The sequence below is a fragment of the Flavobacterium sp. N502540 genome (assembly GCF_025947365.1).
Lineage (GTDB): Bacteria > Bacteroidota > Bacteroidia > Flavobacteriales > Flavobacteriaceae > Flavobacterium.
The window spans coordinates 1,397,913-1,420,305 of record NZ_CP110012.1; the positions used below are offsets into that span (position 1 = coordinate 1,397,913).

The window sequence follows — 22,393 nt, forward strand, 5'->3', positions numbered from 1 at the left end:
TATAAATTGCAACCTTGTTTTAGCAGATAAAAAAAGAGTCAGGACAGAATTAAAAATTCATCTTGACTCTTTTTTATTTTAATATAAAGAAATCTAAACTCTTGCTTCAAGCTTCTATAGTCTTTACTCTATATTCTATTCTCTATAATCTTGCGTCTTTACTCTTGCTTCTTTGCTCTATATTCTTGCTTCTTGCTTCTACAAATCTGCACTCCACTCTACCTACTTCACCATAATTCCTTCAACGAACAGAATAGGCACTTCTTCAGTTTCATTTTCGTTGATCACGTTCGATTTAAAAATAAATTTCTTATCGTACAACGTATTGCCAATGAAAAACGTTACCATAAATTCGTTGTTCAGGACCAGTAAACTCTTTTCAACCATTTCTATTTTCACAACCGAAACGGCAGGAACTTCTACAAAGGCATGACGTAAAACAGACGTTTTTTTCATCTCGCCATCGATCGTTCCAAATGCTTTTGAAACTACCATCACGCTGTCCAGGTTAAAATCACTGTCGTTTACCAGGTAAGCGTACCATACTTTTTCCATAAAGTCATCGCTCCATTCCTGTACTGCTGCAAGAAATACGTTTTCTACTTCGGGAATTGTTATATCTTTTTTCATAATCTTAGTAATTCATAAAATGTAAATAGTGATTAGAAAGAAGGCTTCTCACTAATCACTATTTACTAATAACTTTATTTTTAAATATTGGCCTTGAACTGTTCTAAGAAACGAATATCATTTTCGTAAAACATTCGAATATCACCAATTTGATACAGTAACATAGCAATACGCTCTACTCCCATTCCGAAAGCAAAACCATTGTATTCATCAGGATTGATGTCACAATTTTTCAAAACATTTGGATCTACCATTCCACAACCTCCAATTTCCAACCAGCCAGTTCCTTTAGTGATACGGTAATCCGTTTCGGTTTTTAAACCCCAATAAATATCAATTTCGGCACTTGGTTCAGTAAATGGGAAATAAGACGGACGCAAACGAATCTTCGATTTTCCGAACATTTCTTTAGTGAAATAAAGCAAAGTCTGTTTCAAATCGGCAAACGATACCTCTTTGTCGATATACAAACCTTCTACCTGATGGAATATACAGTGTGAGCGAGACGAAATCGCTTCGTTACGAAACACACGTCCCGGAGAAATAGTACGAATTGGCGGTTTATGATTTTCCATATAACGCACCTGAACAGATGACGTATGTGTACGCAACAACACATCAGGATTAGTCTGAATGAAAAAAGTATCCTGCATATCACGTGCCGGATGGTATTCCGGTAAGTTCAAAGCGGTGAAATTATGCCAGTCGTCTTCGATTTCCGGACCTTCAGAAACGTTGAAACCAATGTTCGCAAAAATATCAATAATCTGATTTTTAACGATTGAAATCGGGTGACGTGAACCAATAATTACCGGTTCGGCCGCACGAGTTAAATCGCCAAAAACTCCTTTTACTTCCTGCTTGCTTTCCAGCTCTTCCTGAATAACTCTTACTTTTTCTTCAGCAACAGCTTTCAAAGTATTGATTACTTGTCCGAAATCTTTCTTCTGATCGTTTGGAATATTCTTGAACTCTGTAAAAAGCTCTTTCAACAAACCTTTACTCCCTAAATACTTAATACGGAATTGCTCTAAAGATTCTTTATTTTTATCATTAAAGGCTTTTGCTTCCTCTATATGTTCTTTTATCTTGTCTATCATCAGTCTTGCTTTGAAGGTGCAAATTTACATAATTTTAGTTTAAAGTATACAGTCTCAGTCTCAGTTTTCAGTCCAATTGAGACTGAAAACTGAGACTGAGACTAAATTCTAATCAATCAGTTCTCTTTCTAAAAAATAATTCACAATGGCTTCTTTCATCAAAACCGATTGTTCTCCCGCTTTTAGTGACGGTAATTCTTCTTTTACTTTATAATGTGGCCATCCATCGGCATCAAAAAAGTCAAATTCATAAAACCCGTAAGGTTCTAATAATCGACAAATAGCGATATGCATCAGGTTTAATTTTTCATCTTTTTTGAATTCACGGTGTACTTTTCCAAGTTCCTGAACTCCGATCAGATAAATTATGGCGTCTAAATCTAAATCTTCTCCTTGCGAAAATTGATTAGACAATATATCGACGAGCTTTTCCCATCGCTCTTTTAGTTGTGTATCTCTGGACATTGTATGATTTTAGATTCTTGATTTTAGATCTTAGATTGTTACAAAACTCAATTCTGAAGGGGGCAGAATTACAATCTTAAGCCTAAATTTTGATTTGCAAAGATACGGACTTGAAATCCAATCTTGCTAAAAATAAATAATTATAGAAACTTCACAGTACTAAAAATTCAAATCTATCACTTTCTATTGGTATTCGATAACCGTTTTTGAGATTACGGCATTGCTGCTTTTAGAAATTTTCTTTATTTCAATTGGAAAATTATCATTATTATAAACGATCTCATAATTTTTATAACCCGGGTTCTCACTTGTAACGGGATAAAAATATTCCGACGACACTAAATTATTAACTGATTTTCCATCAAATCCTTCAAGGACAAAAGCAAGTCGATAATATTTATTCATAAATTTCATCGGATGGTTTTTATCATCATAAAAATAATTACTTTTTGAATTCGTCTCAGAACCGAACATAGATTCTTTACTTTTTTCCTGACTCACATTTTTAGCCTGATTAAAAGTATAAGACACTTCGCGAAAAACGATGTATTTCCCTCCGTTAAAGTAGCCTGATTTTTGTGAAGCAAGTATTCCTCCTGTATAAAAATACTCCGTTTTCTCATCCTGATTTTCACCCGACAAAGTATAACTTAACAGATCTCCGTTATAATAAAATGTGGTAAAACCGCTTGCTACATTATCCCTAAAATAATTCACCTTACTAATTTTATCGCCATTATATTCAAACTCAGATCTATTTTTATTGTTGGACGTAACCGTTTTCAAAACATTCTTTTCATAGACAAAATCCAAAACGCTAACGTCTGACTGCCCGGAATAATAAATAGTTTCTGTTATTTTTTTAATTAGAACTGGTTTTTCAACAGGAATAGTATCTTTGCCGTCGTCCTCATTTGCACAGGAAACAAACAAAATAACACACAAAATACAAAGGCTTTTTATTAATACGCTTTTTCTCATTTTTAATCTATTTTTGCCAAAAATAAAAATATATAATCCATTTCAAAGTTAAGATCATGAGTTTTTTTGACATAATTGTTGCTGCCCTTTTAGCATTTAGTTTATATAAAGGAATTAAGAACGGACTTTTTGTAGAAGTCGCTTCGTTTATCTCTTTATTGCTGGGAATCTATATTGCGATTAAATTCTCCTCCTTTATGAAAGAACTGATCATGAAGCATGTTTCCTGGAATCCTAATACGATACAAATCACTGCTTTTATTCTCACTTTTATTTTAGTGGTAATTGGTATTTATTTCTTAGCTAAAATCCTTACCGGAATTGCTGATTTTGCCTTTTTGGGATTACCCAATAAATTAGGTGGTGGCTTTTTCAGAATCTTAAAAACCATTCTGATCCTGAGTATTTTTATTGCTCTTTTCGAAAAAATAAATTTCAACAATACTTTTGCCAAAAAGGAGACCTTAGATCATTCTATTTTTTACAATCCGGTAAAAAAAGTAGCCGCTTTTGTTTATCCTTCTGTCGAAAAATGGTACGGGGAATTTAAAGAACATCATACTGAAACGTCTAAAGAAACAGCAAGAGAAGAATAATTCTTTTAATTACGCTAAACCCGACAGGCTTTTGAAACCTGTCGGGTTTGTTTTTTTTTGAGTTGTCCTAAAAAAGGTTGACTATAATTAATTTAATTATGTCAATAAAAAGGGAAGAATTAAGAAAAATTACAGTATTATTTAGTCTTTTAAAAACTATTTTAAAATTCCCTATTCAACTATCGAAGATCAACATTCCAGAATCCAAAACTTTGCGCTATCTTTGCGGTTTATTAACATGCTCTAAGGCAATTGCTACAGTGCAAATTTAGACCCGGAAATTACTTAAACTCGTTTAGAGAATTGACATATTAAAATGAAGAAGATACGTAACTTTTGCATTATTGCACACATTGACCACGGTAAAAGTACATTAGCAGATCGCTTATTGGGCGCTACACAAACCGTTACAGCTCGTGAAGAAAAAGCACAATTGCTTGACAACATGGATCTGGAGCGTGAGCGTGGAATTACCATTAAGAGTCATGCCATTCAAATGGAATACACTTACAAAGGAGAAGAATATATCTTAAACTTAATTGACACTCCCGGTCACGTCGACTTTTCATATGAAGTTTCTCGATCTATTGCAGCCTGCGAAGGTGCTCTTTTGATTGTTGATGCAGCTCAAAGTATCCAGGCACAAACTATTTCTAACTTATATCTGGCTTTAGAGAATGATCTTGAGATTATTCCGGTTTTGAATAAAGTAGACTTACCAAGTGCCAATCCTGAAGAAGTAAGCGATGATATTATCGATTTATTGGGATGTAAATTAGAAGATATTATTCATGCTTCCGGAAAAACCGGTTTTGGTGTTGAGAATATCTTAGCAGCCATTATCGAAAAAATCCCGGCTCCAAAAGGAAATCCTGATGAACCATTACAGGCTTTGATTTTTGACTCGGTTTACAACCCGTTCCGTGGTATTGAAGTTATCTTTAGAGTAGTAAACGGAGAAATCAAAAAAGGGCAAAAAATTAAATTCATGGCTACGGACAATGAATATTTTGCTGACGAGATTGGAACTTTAAAATTAAACCAGGTTCCTAAAAGTGTGGTTTCTGCAGGAGATGTTGGTTATTTGATTTCAGGAATTAAAGAAGCACGCGAAGTAAAAGTGGGTGACACCATTACTGATGCGAAAGTGCCGACTACGAATATGATTACAGGTTTCGAAGATGTAAAACCAATGGTTTTCGCCGGAATTTACCCTGTAGACACAGAAGATTATGAAGATTTACGTTCTTCTATGGAGAAATTACAATTGAACGATGCTTCATTAGTTTTTGCTCCGGAAAGTTCTGCTGCTTTAGGCTTTGGTTTCCGTTGCGGATTCTTAGGAATGCTTCATATGGAAATTATTCAGGAGCGTTTAGAGCGTGAGTTCGATATGACGGTTATTACTACCGTACCTAACGTTTCGTATTTGGCTTACACCAAAAAAAATCCGGAAACGCCATTAGTAGTAAACAATCCATCAGATTTACCTGAACCTTCAAAACTAGACAGAGTTGAGGAGCCATTTATTAAAGCTACTATCATCACAAAAGCTGATTTCGTTGGAAACGTAATGAGTTTGTGTATCGAAAAGCGTGGTCAGATTACCAATCAAACGTATCTAACAACAGAACGTGTTGAGTTGAATTTTGACATGCCATTGGCAGAGATTGTATTCGATTTTTACGATCGTTTGAAAACAGTTTCTAAAGGGTATGCTTCTTTTGACTACTCTCCTATTGGAATGAGAACTTCAAAACTGGTAAAACTGGATGTTCTTTTGAACGCTCAGACCGTTGATGCACTTTCGGCTTTGATTCACGAAGACAACGCTTACAATATCGGTAAAAAAATGACCGAGAAATTGCGTGAACTGATTCCAAGACAACAATTCGACATTCCGATTCAGGCAGCGATTGGTGCGAAGATTATCGCTCGTGAAACGATTAAAGCACTTCGTAAAGACGTTACCGCAAAATGTTACGGTGGAGATATTTCCCGTAAACGTAAACTTCTTGAAAAACAGAAAAAAGGTAAGAAACGTATGCGTCAGGTAGGAAACGTTGAGATTCCACAAGAGGCGTTTATGGCTGTTTTGAAATTGAACGACTAAGTTTTTTTTAAGAAAATAGAGTAAAGAACAAAGAATATAGACTAACCCAATGACGAAAGTTGTTGGGTTTTTAGTTTTAATATATTTATCGGTACATTCGGAATAAAACAAAGTCAATAAAAACTTCGGACAACCGCGATGTCACCCTGAGCGGAGTCGAAGGCTTATGGAACCGAGAATGGCTTCGACTTCACTTAGCCCACAGCTAGAACATGATTAAACTAGAATTTCAACTCTAACCTTATGAGAACATTATATCGCAGACGCAAAACAAAAACAATCTGTCTCAATTTGGAACAGCTTTTTATTTCTTTAAACATCAAACCTTTGTAACTTTGAACCTCTGAACCTTTGAACCTAGAAAAAAATGGACGAAACTCCAAAACGATTTGACCGAATTGTCGCCATCCTCATCCAATTGCAATCCAAGAAAATTGTAAAAGCACAGGAATTGGCTGATCGTTTTGATTGTAGTTTACGAACAATTTACAGAGACATTCGAACGCTGGAAGCTTCGGGGGTTCCTATCTACAGTGAGGCCGGAGTGGGTTATGCTTTAATGGACGGCTATAGATTGCCTCCCGTTATGTTTACGCGTGAAGAAGTAAGCAGTTTTATAGCTGCCGAAAAACTCATGCAGAAATTTACCGATCCATCTCTTGGAGCACATTATGCATCGGCCATGTATAAACTAAAATCAGTTTTAAGAAGTACCGATAAAGACTGGCTCTCCAATATCGAATCACGGGTTATAATGAACACTGCCGAACCGATGTTTAATGATAATTCTCCAAATACTTTAGCACTCCTTTTTGAAGGTATTGCAGAAAAAAAACAGCTTTTACTTTCCTACAAGACGTACGAAACTGATACAGCCACTCAGCGAAACATAGAACCTGTGGGCGTTTTTCATGATAATAACAATTGGTACTTTTTAGGATACTGCCATTTAAGACAGGATTATCGTCAGTTTAGAGCAGACAGAATTCAGGCTATTCGAAAAACAGATTCTAATTTTACGATTGAACACGATGCTTTAGAAACTTATATCAATAAAACAGAAACTTGTCCAACAACAAAAGTCCGAATTTTAATTGACAAAAAAATCGCCCGTTATCTGGGTACCGAAAAAAAGTACCACGGATTCATTTCAGAAAAAGAAGTAGATGGAAAAATAGAAATGACTTTTATGTCACGAGATATCCAAAACTCATTTCCGCGATGGTTTCTAATGTATGGAGATTACGCTACGATCCTGGAACCTGAAATACTCAAGACCAAAACACTGGAATTACTGGAAATCAACCGCAAAAGACTACTATAAAAAAACCCCTAAAGGTGAAATGTCATCTTTAGGAGTTTTTCAAATCTAGTGTTTCTCTTTTACCACATTGTAAAAATTATAATCGGTGTTAGAAGCATCGGTAATACCAACATTTCTTCCAATGGTTACAATCTGTCCTCGGTGATACGTTCCGTGATTCACCACCTGCAGCAAGTAGTCGCTTACAGGCTGTTCGCACTGAAACCATGGATTTTCAATTTTGATTGTTTTCAATAACTGTTCGTCTGATAATGATGTGATAAATGCAGCTAATTTTGTGGAGGTACTCAATAAACCTTCAAATATTTCATCCTTGTTTAAATCAACAGCTTCCCTTCTTTCCGGCTGTGGAATTTCGGCTATTATTGAAAACCAGTATTCTTCGGTTTCCCAAATATGATTTAGCGTTTTAATAATGCTTGGATAGCTTGAAAGAACTTCTTTATGCAGCAATTCATCGGATTTTGCCGAAAGCCAATTCACAAATTGTTGATTTACCCATAAATTATAAGCGGCATAATTGGTCATAATTTTTTTAAAACTCATACTGTTCGATTTATATTAGAATAAAATTTATTAAATACTTCCGGTTACGATTATCTTTCCCAGAAAAATGGAGGTTCGATATTTAAAGCTCTTAAATACACATAACCTTGTCCGCGGTGATGCACTTCGTTATCAATAAAATACAATACATTTTGAATTATAGGAAATTCGTATTGACCAAACAGATTAAAGGTTTCACTAAAATCTTCGATCGACAATTGTTTCCAATATTCGTTAATTTCGGCTGTTGCTTCATCCCATTTTTCCAGATATTGCGCTTTAAAGATCATTTTTTCAGACGCTTCAGTATAAGGCTTGATCTCTTTATTCACGATTCCTTTTAATGCCGGAGCCGCGATCGCCAAAAGTTCATCGCTCAATTGAGCGAAAGTTCGCATTCCTCCGATTGAAAATTCGAAAAAATCTTTCTCTGGAAATTTTTCAATAAGGTTACGTGTAAGCTTACGGTGTCCTTGCCAGTGAATCAATAAATCTTCAGGAGTAATTACTTGGGCTGCTAATGTTTTCATAGTTTTAAAGTTTTAATTATTTGATACTTCAAAAGTATTGAGGGTCGGTGACAACAGTTTGTCAGCAGGAAAATAAAATTTTAAAAATCTTTTCTTTTCCAATAGCAAAACACACAAATTTATTACATTTCACCCATACTCCACACTATAAATCACTGACAAACAAACACTAAACAATAAAACCACAAATTTACTCAGTAAAAATGCAGATGAAGTCGTTTCTTCCCTTTTGAATTTATCTAATTTTAAGGAGGAAAGAATCCTATCGAAAATAAACGAAATCGATTTTTCCGGTAAAGCTCTTCATCATGAAAAAGTAATGCAGACGACAATCCAAAAAATTAGATAAAACCTTTGTACCTTTGCCCCTTACAAACTTTGGAACTTAAAAGAAAATGATCGAAGATAAAAATCCGCAACGTACCAGTATAGCACAATTAGGCGAGTTTGGCCTAATTGACCACTTAACCAAAAATTTTGATGTTACCCAGGAATCTACCCTGAAAAGTATAGGCGATGATGCTGCTGTGCTTGATTTTAAGGACAAAAAAGTAGTGGTCTCTACCGATTTATTAATTGAGGGAGTACATTTTGACCTGGCGTATATGCCTTTAAAACATTTAGGTTACAAATCGGTTGTGGTTAACCTGTCCGATATTTGTGCGATGAATGCAAAACCAACACAAATAACGGTTTCTGTGGCGGTTTCTAACCGTTTCCCACTAGAAGCCCTAGAAGAATTATTTGAAGGTATTACGCATGCTGCAAAAGAGTACAAAGTAGATGTTATTGGTGGCGATACTACCTCATCGCAAAAAGGACTAATTATTAGCATCACCGCAATTGGTGAAGCTAACGAAGAAGAAATTGTTTACCGAAATGGTGCTCAAAAAACCGATTTACTTGTAGTTACCGGAGACATAGGCGCCGCTTATATGGGATTACAGGTTCTGGAACGTGAAAAACAGGTTTTCCAGGTGAACCCTAACAGCCAGCCGGATCTGGATATGTACAGCTATTTGATCGAACGTCAGTTAAAACCTGAAGCCCGAAAAGATGTTCGTACTTTATTACACGCACTCGAAATTAAGCCTACAGCAATGATTGATATCTCTGACGGATTGTCTTCTGAAATTATGCACCTTTGTAAACAATCGAAAGTGGGCTGTAATTTATATGAAGACAAGCTTCCTCTGGACCCTCAGTTTATCTCGACCTGTGAAGAATTCAATATCGACAGTACAACAGTTGCCATAAATGGCGGTGAAGATTATGAATTGCTGTTTACCATCGACATTAATGATTTTGATAAAATAAAAGGCAACCCTAACTTCTCTATTATTGGTCACATGGCTGATGAAAGTGAAGGAGTCCATCTGGTAACCCGTGCCAATACAAAAATAGCACTGAAAGCCCGTGGCTGGGATGCTCTGACGGAGTAGTTTTTTTAGTTGCAGTTTTCAGTCGCAGTTTTCAGTAAAATACTGTCTAAGAACCGGAAACTGAAAACTGCGACTGGAAACTCAAAAAAGCCCTTTACATTTCGCCTCTTTGACCAGGTCCTCATCAAAACCGCTTCTCACTTTAAGCAGTTCTTTAAGACCCGCTTTGCGCTTTTCGATTTCATTAACCGAAATTGGAATGTATTGTGGCATGTCTGCTAAAGAAGTTCCTTTTGATAAATGAAATAAAATTTGCTTGTCAAACTCATCAATTTCAATAGAATTATGAGCAGATTGATTGAGTATCTTTTGAACGGACTGGCTGTAATATTTATCACTTTTCATTACTTTATCAAAGGCAAAAAGCAATTCATCGAAAGTGAGATCATTTTTGATAATTAAACCATTAGGACTAATGGTTCTGATGATTGTTTTAATTTTCAATAATTCAGTATACATTGTTAACAGAATTATTTTGCATTTTGGCATTTTCTTCAAAAGTAATTTCGCCAGATCTTCTCCCGAAAAAATATTCTTTTCTTCGTATGGGGGCATGCTGATATCTAAAAAAGCAACATCAAATTCAGGAGTTTGAGCATCTTCGATTAAATCATACCCTGATTTACAATCGTGGGCCTGCAAAATAAAAAACTCATACTTATTAGGATTATAACGTGTTATCGCATTCTTATATCCTTCAATAATAAATGGGTGATCGTCAATAATTAAAATATTTTTTCTAATTAATTGAGGAGCCTGGGGATTGGGGTCAATTGTCATGTATGCTGCAGGTTTATTTTTTGATCTATTGGGATTTTAACTATCATAAGAGTTCCTTCTCCTTTCGCCGATTTTAAAAACACAAAGCCTTTACATTCTGTCGCTCTGTATTGAATATTATGCAAACCTATGCCTTTTCTTGTTGTTTTGGTATTAAACCCGATTCCATCATCAGAAATTGACAAAACCAAATGGTCTATTTCACTTTTAAAATCTACCGTAATTGTATTTGCCTTTCCGTGCTTATTACAATTCTGAAGCGCTTCCTGAACAATTCTGTATAAATTAATTTTTACTGTATTTGTGACCAGTTCCCATTTGATATTAGAATCAAAAGAAGTGATTAACTCGCAATCGTAAGTGCTTCTCTGATCCTCAAACAATTTGTTTAAGATCGCAATAAAATTATTAATTAATTCTGATTTCTCGCGGTTTAAATCATGCGAAATCTCACGAATATCTTCTTCAATATGTTTAAGCTCTGTCAGGTATTTTTTTCTTTTGGGAGCTGCTTCGGCCTCATCTACTTTATCTAAACTATCCAGACTGATCCTCACACCAAACATTCTCCCCAATACCCCGTCATGCAAATCCTGAGCTACTTTTTTCTTTTCTTTAATACGAGTCTGCTCAATATCATTTTGCTGCGATATCATCAAATTATAAATATCTTCATTAGCAACCTGCTGCTGCTGTTTAAAAAGCAGCTCTCTGTTTTTTGCCTGTTGTGTTTTATACACATAGAAAAACAAGCCTATCAGGGTACAAATACTAAAGATGTATATTAAGGTTTTGTTTTTCTCCTGCAGACTTGAGTTCTGATCTTTTATTTCATTGGTTTCATATTCGATCCTGGAGAATTTTTCCCCCATATTACGTTCTGCTCTCAGCATTTTATCATTCAACTTAATATATTCCTTAGAGTAAGTTGAGGCATTTTCGGGATCAACAATCGCAATTTGCTTCAATACTTCGAGGGTATTATTGATTTTATTAGTCGATCGCGATAAAAGCAAAGCCTGCTTAGAGAACTGAATTGCTTTAAAAGTATCCTTTTTGAAAGCATAATATTCAGATAAATGAATCTTGCTGGACACCATTGCTGATTTTAATCCAAGACTATCTCTAATTCTCAGTGATCTGAAAAAATCATCCGGAAGTCCATCTAACTCTCGTAATTTAAATTTAGAATATGCCAGATTATCCAGCAGCATTGCGTATAAAATGGTGTTTTCACTAAATAAATTTTCCTCTTTCAGGCCTTTTTCAAAAAATCTTTTGGCGTCCCGGTAATTGCGCATATTGATATAAACAAAACCAATATTATTTAATGACGCGGCTTTTAACTGAAGCTCCCTGGGAATAGATTTGTCATTGAGATTAAACAATGCCTTATTATGAAAACTTAATGCCTTACCGTATTCTTCTTTATCATTGTATAGGATACCTAATAAATTATAACATTCATAAAACTGATCATTAGCATTTTTTACACCTTTTAAACTGCGTAGTGCTTTAAAAACGGCAATTTCGCTTTCAAAAAAGTCGCCTTCATTGTATTGTAAACCTGCTTTACTTAAATAAGTTTTGGCTAAATTATAGTGATCGTTAGTAGCCCTATATAATTTTTCGGCATTATAAAAATTCAAAAAAGCACTGTCAGAAACCGATTTTGATACATAATAGTCGCCTAAGTAAGTATAAGCCTTGGCAATATTGGCAGAATCCTTAGTGTCTTTTGATCTCTTCAGAATCAGTTCAGTCGTTTGAAGATAGGACTTCCAATCGCTCATATTATAATAACGATTGGCTATTTTAAACAAATTGACTTTATTAACAGAATCGTTTTTTTGTTTTATGATTATTGCAAATGCTTTCTTATTGTACTTTTGTTTCAGATCATACGTTAAATCAACATCATTTGCCAAAGATAAAAACGTAGGAAGACTATCAATTAGAGGAGATTCTTCTTCATCTACATGAGTTTTACCGGTGCATCCCAATAGAATAAGAGATAAAAAAAGTAATATAGATAACGTTTTTTTCAATGTCTGTTTTTGAATTTTACCAAAAATACTAAAACTAAAGACATAAAAAAAGGCTGTCAGAATTTGACAGCCTTTCTATTTTATTATGAGTAAATTTAATCCATTTTCTTAACAACACTTATAGCTTGTCTGTCCTGACGAAATCCTTCAGATTGATTAGAACTAAAAAATTGATTCGCAACATCCTGTTTTCTTCTTCCACGACTACCTGTATACTGGTCATCAATACCAGTAGCAGAGAATTTTGCAATTGAATCTGATGGAGAAACTTTTTGTGGGGTTGCAAATGAAGTTGCTATTATTACTGTAGAAAATAATGCGATAGTTAAAGCTGTCTTTTTCATGATCTAGGGGTATTAAATGTTTGTTTGTTTTTAGTTTTAAATCATCACTATGCGCGAATCATGGTGTAAAACTAAGGACACATTTAAAAAAAATAATATGAAAAAAAAGGTTTATGGTAGATCGTACCCAATTGATAGTCAATGAAGGGCAAATCAATGTGGTTGTTTAAATTTTACACTTCTAAATAATTTCCTATAGCGAAATCAGCGATAATTAAGTCAACATTTGATTTATATGTTTTTGAAAAGGGAATTTTTTTAGAGGAATTCCTGATATAACAAGTCGAGTTCCCGCTATGAATTCGTGCAATATAATTTTGATTGATGATGTAACTGTTATGAATTCTAATGAAAGGATGCGACAATACACCTTCAAAATGCTTTAAGGTCTTAAAAGCGGTTATCATTTCGCCTGAATTCAAATAAATATCGGTCGAATTATTATCTGCCTGAAAATAACTGATATCATCAGAATTGATGTAGCGATAATCTCCATAGGATTTCACACATAATACAAGGGGCTGCTCAGCACTTTTTGTTGGTTCAGCAAACAATTCACTCAATGGCGTACTGTCTTCCTCAACGGTATCAAAATCATCTGTCGGAAATGCTTTTTCGAGTTTCAGCATAGTCTTCATCAAGTCGATCCGTAGAACAGGTTTTAAGATATAATCAAAAACACCATACTGAATAGCATCAAAAGCAAGCTCTTTTTTTGTTGTTGTGATTATGATTTTAGGAATAAGCGACAAGAACCGATAAAGTTCGTTGATAAAAGCAAGTGACAAATTACTGGATCTGTCTTTCGGATCTATTTCTAACAAAATGAGGTGTGGTCGATGCTCTAAAACCAAATTCAATCCCGATTGATAATTCGCAGCCGATCCCGCAAAAGTAAGTTCTGAAAAACCTTCTGCAACTGTTCTGGTTTTCAAAATACTTTCCACATCATCGTCAATAATAATATACGAATACTTTTTCAATCTTATTTTTATTGATTTTTCATGAACCCCCGACAAACTTTTATTTCATCGATACTTTTGAAAGGCTCCTGTTTCGCCATTTATTCGCAATTAAAAATACAAATTTCAATTATTCTGCTATTTCATTGTTAATATATTACAAACAAATGTTAACACAAAAGGATGAAATGCAAAAATAATCGCCAAAATACACTATTTAGCATTAAAAAAACCCAAACTCCTTAAAGGAATTTGGGCTTTTATATAAGAATGTCATAAAATATTACATTTTCATCAACCAGTTTTTCATTGAAACCTCGTTCTCGATAATGTCTTTTAATTCAGAGATCTTAACACGATCTTGTTTCATTGTATCTCTGTGACGAATAGTTACGGTTTCATCTTCGATCGTTTGATGATCTACGGTAATACAAAATGGTGTTCCAAGTGCATCCTGTCTTCTGTATCGGCGACCTACTGCATCTTTTTCATCATATGCTACATTGAAATCCCATTTTAAATCTTCGATGATTTTTTTCGAAATTTCAGGTAGTCCGTCTTTTTTAACCAAAGGCAATACTGCAGCTTTTGTTGGAGCTAAAACAGCCGGCAATTTCAACACGGTTCTTGTTGATCCGTCTTCTAAAACTTCTTCTTGTAATGAAGTTGCAAAAACAGCCAGGAACATACGATCTAAACCTACAGAAGTTTCAACTACATATGGCACATAGTTTTCATTCAACTCAGGGTCAAAGTATTGTAATTTTCTACCCGAATATTCTTCGTGTGCTTTTAAATCAAAATCTGTACGAGAGTGAATCCCCTCTAATTCTTTAAATCCGAATGGGAAGTTGAACTCGATATCTGCAGCAGCATTTGCATAGTGTGCTAACTTTTCATGGTCATGAAAACGATAGTTTTGCTCTCCTAAGCCTAAAGACAGGTGCCAATTTAAACGAGTAGTTTTCCAGTGTTCGTACCATTTCATTTCTTCACCCGGACGCACAAAAAACTGCATTTCCATTTGTTCAAATTCACGCATACGGAAAATAAACTGTCTTGCAACAATTTCATTTCTGAAGGCTTTACCGGTTTGAGCAATTCCGAAAGGAACTTTCATACGACCCGATTTTTGTACATTAAGGAAATTCACAAAAATACCCTGAGCCGTTTCGGGACGTAAATATAAATCCATTGCAGACTCTGCAGAAGCTCCTAACTTCGTTCCGAACATTAAATTGAACTGTTTTACATCCGTCCAGTTTCTGGAACCAGTTTCAGGATCAGCAATTTCTAATTCTTCGATTAGAGCTTTTACGTCTTCTAAATCTCCATTTCCTAAAGAACGTCCTAAACGCTCTCTAATTTCTTTTTCTTTAGCCAGATATTCAATTACACGGGCATTTGTCGTAACAAATTCCTGCTCATTAAAAGCATCTCCAAAACGAGCACTCGCTTTTTCAATTTCTTTTTTAGCTTTCAGATTAAGTTTTTCAGCATAATCTTCTACCAAAACATCGGCTCTGTATCTTTTCTTTGAATCTTTATTATCAATTAATGGGTCATTAAATGCATCAACGTGGCCCGAAGCTTTCCAGGTTGTTGGATGCATTAATATTGCAGCATCTAAGCCGACAATATTTTCATTCATCTGAACCATTGATTTCCACCAATATTCACGAATATTCTTTTTTAACTCGACGCCATTTTGTGCATAATCATACACTGCACTTAATCCATCGTATACTTCGCTTGACGGAAAAATAAATCCGTACTCTTTTGCGTGCGAAACCACATTCTTAAATAAATCTTCTTGTTTTGCCATAGTGATGCAAAAATATAAAAAGTACTTTTAAAAAAAAGAAAAATAATAAAGTTTGAAGCAATGATTTGGTTATTTTTGTAACTAAATTCTTTCTATTTGTGTTTAATTACCTCATCAACCTCTTTTTCCCTAAAGTTTGTGTCGGATGTCACACCCTTTTACTTAGTGGTGAAACTATTCTGTGTACTCGTTGTCGCCACGAATTACCTCTTACTCAATATCATTTGAATCCAAAAAACGAGGCTGTGAAGAAATTTTATGGAAGAATCGACATCCAGCATGCATCGGCATTTTTGTATTTCAACAAAAAAGGTATTGTTCAGGAACTCATTCATAATCTTAAATACAAAGGTCATGAAGAAATCGGAACTTTTCTGGGTAATTGGTATGCCGAAGATTTAAAAGAATTAAGTTTAAAAATTCCTTTTGATACAATCATTCCGGTACCCCTGCATCCCAAAAAACTAAAAAAAAGAGGTTACAATCAGGTTACTACATTTGGAATCACTTTATCTAAAAACCTGGAAATTTCTTTTGATCCAGGCATTTTGTACCGAAAAAAATATTCAAAAACCCAATCAAAAAAAAATCTTTTAGGAAGATCTGAGAGTATCGAAAACATCTTTGACGTCAAATTTTCGGATGAAAATCACAACAAACATTTTTTAGTCGTTGACGATGTATTGACTACGGGTGCTACACTTGAGGCTTGTTCCAGAGCTTTACAAAAAATTCCCGGTGCCAAAATCAGCATTGTCTGTATGGCAATGGCAAATTCATAAGATAAAATTCCAATCCAAAAAAAAAATCCAAATTCCAACAACAACAGTTATCGAAATTTGGATTTTATTTTAAAATTTATCTTTTCTCTAGTATATAACAATTTTCTTAACCGTTCTGCGCTCTCCTTCTATTACAGTCACCAGATACATCCCTGCCGTAGCTCCTGCTAATTGAATATTTTGATTAAAATAAGGCGTTTTATCAAAAGAGTTAAAATACACTTGCCTGCCAAGAATATCATGTACATAAACCTGTACTCTGTTGATGGAATCACTGGTAAACTGAATGGTAAAATTTCCTCTGTTCGGATTCGGGTATAAAGTAAACGCCACATTTTCAATATCAATCTCTCCTAAAACAAACGTTTTATTGCAAATATTCAATGACGCTGAATTTATAGTTCCAAAATTACCCGAAACTGCATCGCGAACTCTAAAACTCCAGGTGCCTTTAGGATCCTGACCGTTAAACACACTCAATAAATCAATCGGAACAACAATCTGACTTGTAGTTTTGGAACAATCTAAAGCAACTCCGGCATCGTCAAACTGAAGAGCCAAAGTAGAATTTATTCCGCCACAGCTGTTACGATCGTATAAATTAACCACTGTACCCTGCGGATTTACTATTTGCAATTCGAAATCTGAAAGCTTATCATGTGTTACATTAACCAAAACATTTACATCGGAAATTGTCCCGGTTGATGTCGGAATATTTACTGTTTTAGAAGTAAAAGAATTTCCGGGAGGAATAGCAAAAGCATTCCCGAAACTATAAGAATCACAAGTTGTCGTTGAAGTATACCCCACTGCAAACGACTTACTGTTTAAGGCATAATAAATATTTGCTGTTGGTTCAATCTTAAGTCTGCAATTTGTTGAAGCAGTTACACTGGTTGGAATCTGAACGGTTTGCGAGCCATCATTCGGTGTGTTTGAGGCTAAAATTATTGGAAATGTCAAACCTCCATCCGTCGATAATTTGATATTTACTGATGCGGACCCCTGTAGTGTATTGGTATTATTCACTGCCCATGTTATCGTCTGGTTTGAACCTATTGGCCAGCTAACGTCATCTGTATTTTGTGAAGTAACCGTAAATGGCCCCACATTAGTTACAACCGTTGCAATCATTGTATCAGTATTCGTCTGTGCGACACCTGATGCACCATTATCTCTTGCAGTCAGAGTAAAATGCAATGTTCTTGCAACAGAAGAAACTGACTCCCAGGTTGTGGTCAACTTGTTCAAAAGTACAGTGTTCAAGTCGGGCATATAACGAAAAAGTGAACTTCCCGGACGTACAGACCTAAATAAAGGCCCATTGGGTTTTTCAGGATAGGCTGTACTATTACTGTTTGCAGTTGACGATCCTGACGCACTATCAAATTGCTCCCAGGTATAGGTAACACCAGCAACAGCCGAACCGTTACCACTTAAAATAAACGGTGTACTAATAGGAATTGTATAATCCGCACCAGCATCAACTACCGGAGGATTATTTGCTATGGCAGTACTAACGGGACAATTCTTTCCGGACAATGTATTCTGGATTTGCAGAATACTGGCGTAAGCAAAATAATCGTCTGAATGATTCTGAACATCATACCCCTTAGACACTCCTGCATACCCCATTATAGTTGATCCGCTTCCCGGCTCAACATTTAAACCTGTTCTTTCTGATGCATCGTAAGAAAAAGTATGATATCCTCCAAACTGATGTCCCATCTCATGAGCAACAAAATCAATATCAAAGTTATCTCCTTCCGGTTTCTGGTCTGCCGGTGATGTGTAGGCACTTCCCTTCCCCATTGCATCTGACGGTGTCGGACTATCGCAAACACAACCAATACAGCCTGCATTCCCTCCTCCTCCGGACGCTCCAAACAGATGTCCGATATCATAATTAGCCTCACCTATCACACTTGTTAAAGTACTTTGAACTTCTTTGCTCCAATAATCATTGCCGTCTGAAGGATCTGCGGAGGTTCCTCTGTCTGGATTAGAATAAGGATCTGTTAGTCCATTTGTATAAATTACAGCGTCATTATTGGCAATTAAAACCACTCTTACGGCAAGGTCTTTATTAAAAACACCATTTACTCTCGCCAAAGTTGCATTCATCCCTGCCAATGCGCCTGCTTTTGTACCTCCAAAATAAGTCGTGTATTCACCTGTACAGGACAATGCCAGTCGAAAGGTTTTGAAAGCTTTATTGTTTGCTGCCGATTTTGAACTATTTGGTGAAGTACTTGTATTTGCCGGAACCTCTGCTGTTTTACAACTCAAGCGAGATTTTGAAACCGCATCGTTTTTGGTAAACAAAACATAGGACGATTTGTCTTCCTGATTTTGCTCGATATATTCTGATGGTTTATCTGTACGAAGTACCATAGTCTGAACCCCAATTGGCGCTACACTAAAATAAATCTTCGCCGTCTTGTCGTCTAAACCGCGTCCTTCATAAGCTCTGATTTCCGGATATTTTGCCTGTAACTCAGGCTCAAAATTAGAAGATTCCCAAACTGAAAAACGTTCCAGTGCACCTCCGGCATTGGGAAATGTAATTTCTGTCGAGGTGTTTTTTGCCGTTTTAGCAGTAGTGACACTAAGTTTAGCCTTCAGAAAATCTGAATTAAGCTTATAATACAATCGTCCTGATTGAGACGTAATTCCTCTTTTGCTTAGCGAAACAGCATCAACTTTTTGCCACAAACCATCATTTTGGGCGTATACACCAGCACAGCAAAAAATTAAAAATAAAAAAAGTAGGTTTTTTTTCATATTTCAAATATAAAAGTATATCAAAATTACGCGAATTAAATCAAAATCTTCCACTTATTAGAGACAATTATACAGTTTTAAATTATAGACTGCTCCATTTTTCACAAAAACTAACAGTTTGAGCGTAAAAATTCAATTACCCTTAGCATTAAATTTAAAATAGAAAAGTATAAATTTGCACCATCTTAAATTATTTGTTTTGAAGCTCTTTCATTCTATAAACGATTTTCAGTCAACCAAGAAAACAATTTTAACTCTTGGAACTTTTGACGGTGTACATATTGGACATAAAAAAATTCTGGAACGCATTACCCAAAACACTGAAAACGGAAAGTATGAAAGTTTAGTGCTTACCTTTTTTCCTCATCCAAGAATGGTACTGCAGGAAAAATCAGAAATAAAGCTTTTAAATACCATCACTGAAAAGTCTAAGCTTCTGGAAGCAACCGGAATCGAAAATCTGGTCATTCATCCTTTTAACGAAAGTTTCTCCAGACTAACCGCAGAAGAGTTTGTACATTCCATTCTGGTAGATCAGTTTCATATTCAGAAAATAATTATTGGTCATGATCATCGCTTTGGCAGAAACAGAACGGCTAATATTGATGATTTAATCGCTTTCGGTCATGAATACGGTTTTGAAGTGGAGCAAATCTCCGCTCAGGAAATTCAGGACGTTTCTGTAAGTTCAACCAAAATCAGAAAAGCACTTAACGAAGGAAATATGTCTTTGGCAAATGATTATCTGGGCTATAACTACTTTTTATCCGGTGAAGTTGTTCAGGGAAAACAGTTAGGAAGAACTATTGGTTTTCCAACGGCTAACATCGAAATCAATGATGAATATAAACTGATTCCGAAAGCCGGCGTATACGTTGTAAAAGCTTTGATCGACCAAAAGGAAGTTTCGGGAATGATGAACATTGGTTTTAATCCAACCGTTAATGGCCAAAAACAAACCATCGAAGTGAATCTTTTTGATTTTGATGCAGAAATTTATGGTAAAAAAATTGAGGTTTCTTTATTACAATACCTGAGGGAAGAACAAAAATTCGGTTCTGTCGATTTGTTAAAAGAACAATTGCATCAGGACAAAAAAAATGCTCTCGCATTTTTAAGTAAAGTGTAGAATAGCTTTACTCGTTAGTTGAAATCACTGTAAACTTAGAGAAGGCATTTTCACTGGTTAAAAACACATCGTAAAAAGAGGTGAAAAAAAGTCATTTCTTCTCACCCTTCCTTATCCGGGCATTAATGCTTATACTTCCATTTGTAACCATAAAAAATTCATCGTTTCTTTTTTAGGATGATGTCGCCAGACATACTTTTTACCCTTTTTAAATCATCGTAGTTATTTTTTTAGTAAATTTGACATAGAACACTGTTTATCAAATATTTGCTATTAACTTCTTTAAAAATAACCATTATGAAATTACCTAAAGAAATTACCAACGGTTTTCTGATTTTCCTTGGAATCGGGATTTACTTTTTATTGATGAACGTATTAGGTTTAGCTCATTTATTCTATCTGCGAACCCTAAATGTCTTTTTTATATTTTACGGCGTGAATAAAACCATGCGAATGAATCTTCACGAAGGAGAAACTAATTTTGTATCCAATGCAGTCTCGGCAATGGCTACCTCTGTAGTAGGTGTGGCTCTAAGTGTATTTGGACTGTTAGTTTACAGTTATGCGCGAGGTGGAGATGCTTATGTAAAAACGCTTTCGGAAACTTTTATGTTTGGCGGAAATCCTTCGGTACCAACGTATTGCATCTGCTTACTTTTTGAAGGAATCGCTTCATCAGTAATCGTAACACTGATGATGATGCTGTACTGGAACAACAAATATGCAGCTGATTAATTTTTCAAAATAAATCAAACTAAATAGCACTCTAAAATCATAAAAAATTAAAATTATATGATTTTAGAGTGTTTCTTTTTTGAAAATAGCTGTCAAATATTCATTTACAGGATTGGGCATTGGTTGATTGGAACTATTTAACTACTTTTGGAGCATCAAAAAACTGCATCAATGAGCATTACAAAACACAATTGGACAAAAGACGAAATAATTGCCATATATAATAAACCTATGATGGACTTGCTGTATGAAGCAGCAACAATTCACAGGCAAAAACATGATCCTAACGTAGTTCAGGTATCTACTTTACTTTCAATCAAAACCGGAGGCTGTCCGGAAGACTGTGGGTATTGCCCACAAGCTGCACGTTATAACACGGGTGTTGAAGGAAACGACTTAATGAGTGTTAGCCAGGTTAAAGCACAGGCTTTACGTGCAAAATCCAGCGGATCATCACGTGTATGTATGGGAGCTGCCTGGAGAAATGTGAAAGATGGTGAAGAATTCGACCAGGTTTTAGAGATGGTTCGTACCATTAATAAACTTGACATGGAGGTTTGCTGTACCTTAGGTATGATTACCGAAAATCAGGCGCAGCGTTTGGCTGAGGCAGGTTTATATGCTTACAACCACAATTTAGATACTTCTGAAGAATATTATAAAGATGTTATTTCAACCCGTGGTTTCGAAGACCGTTTGCAAACTATCGAAAATGTTCGTAAAACGAATGTTACAGTTTGCAGTGGAGGAATCATTGGAATGGGAGAAAGTATCGAAGACAGGGCCGGAATGCTTGTAGCGCTTTCTACTTTAAACCCTCAACCGGAATCTGTGCCTATTAATGCACTCGTAGCTGTTGAAGGAACTCCTATGGAAGAAGAGAAACCGGTTGAAATCTGGGAAATGATCCGTATGGTTGCTACAACAAGAATTGTAATGCCCGATACGCAGGTTCGTCTATCAGCAGGAAGAACTAACATGAGCCGTGAAGGTCAGGCAATGTGCTTTTTTGCAGGTGCCAATTCTATTTTTGCAGGTGATAAACTGCTTACGACACCAAACCCTGATGTTCATGAAGACATGAAAATGTTTGAAATGTTAGGATTGAATCCGCAAAAGCCATTTACAAAAGTTTCGCAGCCCAAAACAGTTGAAGCAGCTGATTCGCAGTTTGTTCCTTTAGGAGAAAAACCAAAATGGTCAAGACCGGGACACACTATTGAAAGAAATCTTGAAGCTACGGCCAAATCAAAAATTTAAGAAAAAGAGTTCATAAA

General features: G+C 35.5%; 20 protein-coding genes. 8 read left to right on the forward strand and 12 right to left on the reverse strand.

Translation table 11 applies throughout. The features are described from left to right. Positions 1-222: 222 nt before the first annotated feature. From OLM58_RS06305 to OLM58_RS06320, 4 genes are all read right to left on the reverse strand, one after another. The gene (locus OLM58_RS06305) at positions 223-630 is read right to left on the reverse strand and encodes a hypothetical protein (RefSeq protein WP_264531626.1); all 408 of its coding nucleotides are present in this window, start codon (positions 628-630) and stop codon (positions 223-225) included. Positions 631-710: 80 nt separating this feature from the next. Continuing rightward, positions 711-1,730 (reverse strand): phenylalanine--tRNA ligase subunit alpha, encoded by a 1,020-nt coding sequence (gene pheS / locus OLM58_RS06310; protein ID WP_264531627.1) that lies wholly within the window; start codon positions 1,728-1,730, stop codon positions 711-713. A 108-nt stretch (positions 1,731-1,838) separates the two neighbouring features. Continuing rightward, a complete protein-coding gene (locus tag OLM58_RS06315; RefSeq protein WP_264525631.1) occupies positions 1,839-2,195 on the reverse strand; it encodes a hypothetical protein in 357 nt (118 codons plus the stop codon). A gap of 183 nt (positions 2,196-2,378) precedes the next feature. After that, complete coding sequence (locus OLM58_RS06320; RefSeq protein WP_264531628.1) at positions 2,379-3,176, reverse strand: hypothetical protein; 798 nt, start codon at positions 3,174-3,176, stop codon at positions 2,379-2,381. A 56-nt stretch (positions 3,177-3,232) separates the two neighbouring features. Between OLM58_RS06320 and OLM58_RS06325 the strand changes: the two genes are divergently transcribed. The 3 genes from OLM58_RS06325 to OLM58_RS06335 all read left to right on the forward strand — a co-directional run bounded on the left by OLM58_RS06325 (position 3,233) and on the right by OLM58_RS06335 (position 7,209). Beyond that, entirely contained in the window at positions 3,233-3,772 is a 540-nt protein-coding gene (locus OLM58_RS06325) for a CvpA family protein (protein ID WP_264531629.1), read from the forward strand. Between the two features lie 316 nt (positions 3,773-4,088). Beyond that, positions 4,089-5,885 (forward strand): translation elongation factor 4, encoded by a 1,797-nt coding sequence (lepA, locus tag OLM58_RS06330; protein WP_264531630.1) that lies wholly within the window; start codon positions 4,089-4,091, stop codon positions 5,883-5,885. 367 nt (positions 5,886-6,252) lie between these two features. After that, complete coding sequence (locus OLM58_RS06335; RefSeq protein WP_264531631.1) at positions 6,253-7,209, forward strand: helix-turn-helix transcriptional regulator; 957 nt, start codon at positions 6,253-6,255, stop codon at positions 7,207-7,209. 45 nt (positions 7,210-7,254) lie between these two features. On the opposite strand, the gene OLM58_RS06340 is transcribed toward OLM58_RS06335, so the two are convergent. Together OLM58_RS06340 and OLM58_RS06345 are read right to left on the reverse strand one after the other, a co-directional pair. Further along, positions 7,255-7,755, reverse strand: a complete 501-nt coding sequence (locus OLM58_RS06340) for a DinB family protein (RefSeq protein ID WP_264531632.1) — start codon at positions 7,753-7,755, stop codon at positions 7,255-7,257. Between the two features lie 50 nt (positions 7,756-7,805). Continuing rightward, positions 7,806-8,285, reverse strand: coding sequence for a DinB family protein (locus tag OLM58_RS06345; RefSeq protein WP_264531633.1), 480 nt, complete (start codon positions 8,283-8,285; stop codon positions 7,806-7,808). A 395-nt stretch (positions 8,286-8,680) separates the two neighbouring features. Here OLM58_RS06345 and thiL point away from each other — a divergent pair, with 395 nt between their 5' ends. Then, positions 8,681-9,727 carry a thiamine-phosphate kinase gene (gene thiL / locus OLM58_RS06350; RefSeq protein ID WP_017497397.1) on the forward strand — a complete coding sequence of 349 codons (1,047 nt, stop codon included), beginning with the start codon at positions 8,681-8,683 and terminating at the stop codon, positions 9,725-9,727. Between the two features lie 81 nt (positions 9,728-9,808). Here the strand turns inward: thiL and OLM58_RS06355 are convergent, their stop codons facing one another. From OLM58_RS06355 to OLM58_RS06375, 5 genes are all read right to left on the reverse strand, one after another. Next, positions 9,809-10,507: a response regulator transcription factor gene (locus OLM58_RS06355; protein WP_264531634.1), complete on the reverse strand. Its 699-nt coding sequence runs from the start codon at positions 10,505-10,507 to the stop codon at positions 9,809-9,811. Further along, positions 10,504-12,555 (reverse strand): ATP-binding protein, encoded by a 2,052-nt coding sequence (locus OLM58_RS06360; protein ID WP_264531635.1) that lies wholly within the window; start codon positions 12,553-12,555, stop codon positions 10,504-10,506. Before OLM58_RS06360 ends, OLM58_RS06355 begins: the two co-directional genes overlap by 4 nt. Before the next feature lie 95 nt (positions 12,556-12,650). Continuing rightward, positions 12,651-12,899 (reverse strand): hypothetical protein, encoded by a 249-nt coding sequence (locus tag OLM58_RS06365; protein WP_264531636.1) that lies wholly within the window; start codon positions 12,897-12,899, stop codon positions 12,651-12,653. Positions 12,900-13,072: 173 nt separating this feature from the next. Then, positions 13,073-13,882 carry a LytR/AlgR family response regulator transcription factor gene (locus OLM58_RS06370; protein ID WP_264531637.1) on the reverse strand — a complete coding sequence of 270 codons (810 nt, stop codon included), beginning with the start codon at positions 13,880-13,882 and terminating at the stop codon, positions 13,073-13,075. 262 nt (positions 13,883-14,144) lie between these two features. Then, positions 14,145-15,686 carry a glycine--tRNA ligase gene (locus OLM58_RS06375; RefSeq protein ID WP_070906375.1) on the reverse strand — a complete coding sequence of 514 codons (1,542 nt, stop codon included), beginning with the start codon at positions 15,684-15,686 and terminating at the stop codon, positions 14,145-14,147. Positions 15,687-15,784: 98 nt separating this feature from the next. Here OLM58_RS06375 and OLM58_RS06380 point away from each other — a divergent pair, with 98 nt between their 5' ends. Further along, positions 15,785-16,468 (forward strand): ComF family protein, encoded by a 684-nt coding sequence (locus OLM58_RS06380; protein WP_264531638.1) that lies wholly within the window; start codon positions 15,785-15,787, stop codon positions 16,466-16,468. 87 nt (positions 16,469-16,555) lie between these two features. Here the strand turns inward: OLM58_RS06380 and OLM58_RS06385 are convergent, their stop codons facing one another. After that, a complete protein-coding gene (locus tag OLM58_RS06385; RefSeq protein ID WP_264531639.1) occupies positions 16,556-19,252 on the reverse strand; it encodes a reprolysin-like metallopeptidase in 2,697 nt (898 codons plus the stop codon). Between the two features lie 199 nt (positions 19,253-19,451). Between OLM58_RS06385 and OLM58_RS06390 the strand changes: the two genes are divergently transcribed. From OLM58_RS06390 to bioB, 3 genes are all read left to right on the forward strand, one after another. Next, the gene (locus tag OLM58_RS06390; RefSeq protein WP_264531640.1) at positions 19,452-20,381 is read left to right on the forward strand and encodes a bifunctional riboflavin kinase/FAD synthetase; all 930 of its coding nucleotides are present in this window, start codon (positions 19,452-19,454) and stop codon (positions 20,379-20,381) included. A 297-nt stretch (positions 20,382-20,678) separates the two neighbouring features. After that, positions 20,679-21,116, forward strand: a complete 438-nt coding sequence (locus OLM58_RS06395) for a hypothetical protein (RefSeq protein ID WP_017497388.1) — start codon at positions 20,679-20,681, stop codon at positions 21,114-21,116. 171 nt (positions 21,117-21,287) lie between these two features. Next, positions 21,288-22,376, forward strand: a complete 1,089-nt coding sequence (bioB, locus tag OLM58_RS06400; RefSeq protein ID WP_017497387.1) for a biotin synthase BioB — start codon at positions 21,288-21,290, stop codon at positions 22,374-22,376. The last annotated feature ends 17 nt before the right edge of the window (positions 22,377-22,393 follow it).

Coding starts and splice junctions, on each gene's coding strand:
- OLM58_RS06305 (WP_264531626.1), bottom strand. CDS start 630: ATGAAAAAAGATATAACAATTCCCGAAGTAGAAAACGTATTTCTTGCA.
- pheS (WP_264531627.1), bottom strand. CDS start 1,730: ATGATAGACAAGATAAAAGAACATATAGAGGAAGCAAAAGCCTTTAAT.
- OLM58_RS06315 (WP_264525631.1), bottom strand. CDS start 2,195: ATGTCCAGAGATACACAACTAAAAGAGCGATGGGAAAAGCTCGTCGAT.
- OLM58_RS06320 (WP_264531628.1), bottom strand. CDS start 3,176: ATGAGAAAAAGCGTATTAATAAAAAGCCTTTGTATTTTGTGTGTTATT.
- OLM58_RS06325 (WP_264531629.1), top strand. CDS start 3,233: ATGAGTTTTTTTGACATAATTGTTGCTGCCCTTTTAGCATTTAGTTTA.
- lepA (WP_264531630.1), top strand. CDS start 4,089: ATGAAGAAGATACGTAACTTTTGCATTATTGCACACATTGACCACGGT.
- OLM58_RS06335 (WP_264531631.1), top strand. CDS start 6,253: ATGGACGAAACTCCAAAACGATTTGACCGAATTGTCGCCATCCTCATC.
- OLM58_RS06340 (WP_264531632.1), bottom strand. CDS start 7,755: ATGAGTTTTAAAAAAATTATGACCAATTATGCCGCTTATAATTTATGG.
- OLM58_RS06345 (WP_264531633.1), bottom strand. CDS start 8,285: ATGAAAACATTAGCAGCCCAAGTAATTACTCCTGAAGATTTATTGATT.
- thiL (WP_017497397.1), top strand. CDS start 8,681: ATGATCGAAGATAAAAATCCGCAACGTACCAGTATAGCACAATTAGGC.
- OLM58_RS06355 (WP_264531634.1), bottom strand. CDS start 10,507: ATGACAATTGACCCCAATCCCCAGGCTCCTCAATTAATTAGAAAAAAT.
- OLM58_RS06365 (WP_264531636.1), bottom strand. CDS start 12,899: ATGAAAAAGACAGCTTTAACTATCGCATTATTTTCTACAGTAATAATA.
- OLM58_RS06375 (WP_070906375.1), bottom strand. CDS start 15,686: ATGGCAAAACAAGAAGATTTATTTAAGAATGTGGTTTCGCACGCAAAA.
- OLM58_RS06385 (WP_264531639.1), bottom strand. CDS start 19,252: ATGAAAAAAAACCTACTTTTTTTATTTTTAATTTTTTGCTGTGCTGGT.
- OLM58_RS06395 (WP_017497388.1), top strand. CDS start 20,679: ATGAAATTACCTAAAGAAATTACCAACGGTTTTCTGATTTTCCTTGGA.
- bioB (WP_017497387.1), top strand. CDS start 21,288: ATGAGCATTACAAAACACAATTGGACAAAAGACGAAATAATTGCCATA.